Annotated in this window: 3 protein-coding genes; 2 read left to right on the forward strand and 1 reads right to left on the reverse strand. The window is 36.4% G+C overall.

Annotation, left to right across the window (positions count from 1 at the left end; all coding sequences use genetic code 11):
* On the reverse strand, positions 1-189 hold a 189-nt coding region (locus DYY65_RS12315; RefSeq protein ID WP_201449495.1), incomplete at its 3' end, for a hypothetical protein.
* A gap of 96 nt (positions 190-285) precedes the next feature.
* Between DYY65_RS12315 and DYY65_RS12825 the strand changes: the two genes are divergently transcribed.
* Positions 286-411, forward strand: a complete 126-nt coding sequence (locus DYY65_RS12825) for a hypothetical protein (protein WP_255457526.1) — start codon at positions 286-288, stop codon at positions 409-411.
* 813 nt (positions 412-1,224) lie between these two features.
* Positions 1,225-3,121: sensor histidine kinase (locus tag DYY65_RS12010; RefSeq protein WP_201449496.1), on the forward strand; the 1,897-nt coding region annotated here is incomplete at its 3' end.

The raw sequence follows: 3,121 nt of genomic DNA on the forward strand, positions 1-3,121 counted from the left end.
CATGACATTGTTACCAGGTCCACCATATATTTTGCATATTCCAGGACCACATTGTATGACATCATTTCCACCTAGACCGTAAATCACGGCATTAGTAACAGCAGTTGCAATAATAATATCATCTTGTTGGGTGCCTATGATAGTACAGTTTTGGTTACCTGGTTTTTGACAAGTTTTTGGTACTATCAAATTTTTAGGAATATTGAGATCTGACTTGATTGGAACATTATACTTTTTTTGATGATTTGAATAGTTGTCAAAGGTTGGGAAAGGCTCGTAATAGAGATGCTTGAGCTAGATATGCTTTTTGATTGCGAGTTGGTATCTGGGGCTAAAGCAGAAGTAGAAGTAGAAGTAGGTAAACCAAACGGATCGCTTACTATTTTGGGAGCTGCATATGCTGGCAACTGAAACAAAATCCCGCTGGCTAAAAGAGTGATTATCGTTCCTGCAAATATTAGGTTCCTATATGGAATTAGCATGAATCTATCATAAAACCATTTTTTCCTTTTTATCGGATTTGACTCAGACGTTAAATGAATAGTAACAGAGATTTTGACATAGAGAATTGATAGTAAAATATCGCTCATACCAAGATAATAAAACGGGAAAGAAAGAGACGATAGTAAGACCGTAATTCACACAAAAGTGACCTTATTGCACACACTCATCAAGGGCTCACCGAGACAAAAAGGGATTATTGCCGTATTCGGCCTAGACGGAAACGAAATCATACCGCCTGCCTAAGTTGTAAAAAGTGCCCATCTGATCCTTTGGTATAAATTTCAAATGAGAAAACACCCATCCAATAATCTGTCACTATTTGTTATTATACAGAGCTATAATCCAAAATTGACAATCCCCATAATGGATCCAGCACTAAGCCCATTATCCCTGCAATTTTATCGCTTTGTTCTTCCCTTCAGTCACTCTTATCACTAGCGAGTTATAACCATCAGACGCCCCATTAGCACATTACCAACTAGAAAAATACTTCTTAAATGTTCGTCAAAGTCGTCAGTTTCCTCATCAAATGAGCCTGTAGTCAGAAAAAGGATTAGAAAGATACTCTCCTCAATGACCTATATTTGCTATCTCTTGTTTGGAGATCATCCTGTCATAAGATAGCAGATGGTTCTGCTCTTTGCAGGGAAGTACAACGATCGATAGCATGAAGAAGCTATTAGAGAAATGTTTTATAGGATCTCAAATTAGTTAGTTTTAGTGAGAATTAAATCAAAACTTGTAATATTAATTTCAATAATTATTGTCGGTACAGTTGCGATTACTTCAGTTTTCGCTTTCAAGTCTCTAGAATCGGCTGTAATTGACTCTCAAATCAAAGAGATGACTGATCAAGTACAAACCAAAGCAAATTTGATAGATGATCTTCATTATAACGCTGCACAGGATTTGCTGTTTGCTGTCCAAAATTCAGCCTTCGTAAGATATTTCGACTTACCAGCCTCTATGGCAGGAGATGTATACAACAAGAGTGGAGTACTCCAATTTACACCACAGCAAAAACTCGTCAAGACTGAACTTGATCAGTGGATTTATAATTTTCAAAAACGCTTCAGCGTAGATGAGACTTGTTTGATAGATCCACGTGGACAAGAAATTACTAGGGTGGTCTTGCAGCATATTGCCCCTGACAAAAAGTTATCCTCCTTTGAATGGATAACACCATTCTTCAGACCATCATTTCAGAATAATGTCGGCCATGTGTATTATCAACGTCCATATGTTTCGCCGGATACCAAAAGATGGGTTTTTGCATATACTACTCCAATAGTCCGTAGCGATGGTTATAAAGCTGCATTTTTTCACTTTGAAATGCCAATGAAAATTTTCCAAGATTTAGCTCAAACCAGCAGTGGCAGAATTTATGTAGTCGATCCTTCAGGATATCTGGTTGCAGACTCAAATTACAAATTTAATCAAAATATAAATTCGGAACCATTTCGGCAGTCACCAAAGAATTATTTTCCTTCGACAAGTACAATATCCACTTCTTCAGACTTCAGCAAAGCTCTCACAAATGTTCAATCTAATGCTAAAGGAAGCATTAATTATATCACATATAATAGCAATGGAGAATTGCATTACCTTGTATTCAAAAAGTTAGCATTATTTGGTTGGATTTTAGCTTATGACAAACCGTATTCTATGATGTTATCAGGTAACACTAGTCTAAGAGATCTAGCGATCACAATGACTGTAATTGCAGGAATTGCGATTGTAAGTGGGGTGGTATCTGCATTTATAATGTCCGATAGGATTTCACGCCCTATTAGGGATTTTGCAACAAGGTGCAAAAATCAGGATGCGAACAATCTACAACCAATGGCTGCTGTAGGAAATGATGATGATCTCCGTCAAATGGTAAAGGCATTTAACGGACTGATAGAAAAGGTAAATATAATTGAAAGACAGAAAGAGGAATTTGCTTCTATGGTTACTCATGAATTAAAGACACCCCTTACTCCAATTATAGGCTGGTGTCAGACCCTGAGAAATCAAAAATTAATAGGTCAATTAAATAGCAAACAACTCAAGGCTGTAGATTCAATTCAAAGTAACGCAAAAAGATTGCTCCAATTAATTGGAGATATATTGGACGTACAAAAGCTTGATATCAACAGAATGAGATTTGATCATCAAACCATAGATATCAATGATCTATTAAACTATATGCATAGTAACCTTCAGAACGTAATGACCCAGAAGGGGATTAAACAGATTAACTCTACAAAGGAACACTTGATCATAAAATCTGATAGGAATAGGATAGAACAAGTTCTGAATAATCTTATTCTTAATGCTGTAGACTTTGTTCCTTATGAGAAAGGTGAAATCGAGTATGGAGCACAAAGTAAAGATGATGAAGTTCTATTCTATGTAAAGGATAACGGTATAGGAATACCAGCTGAAAAACAAAAGAATCTTTTTAATAAGTTTTATCAAATTGATACATCTCTCACCAGAAAGCACGGGGGCTCTGGACTGGGGTTGGCGATATCAAAAGGAATTATAAGTGGTTTAGGAGGTAAAATATGGGTTGAGAGCGAATTAGGAAGAGGAGCAGCTTTTTACTTTACCATACCAAAAGAACCAAAAG

This window comes from Nitrososphaera sp. AFS, from assembly GCF_009898475.1.
Classification (GTDB): Archaea; Thermoproteota; Nitrososphaeria; order Nitrososphaerales; family Nitrososphaeraceae; genus Nitrosopolaris.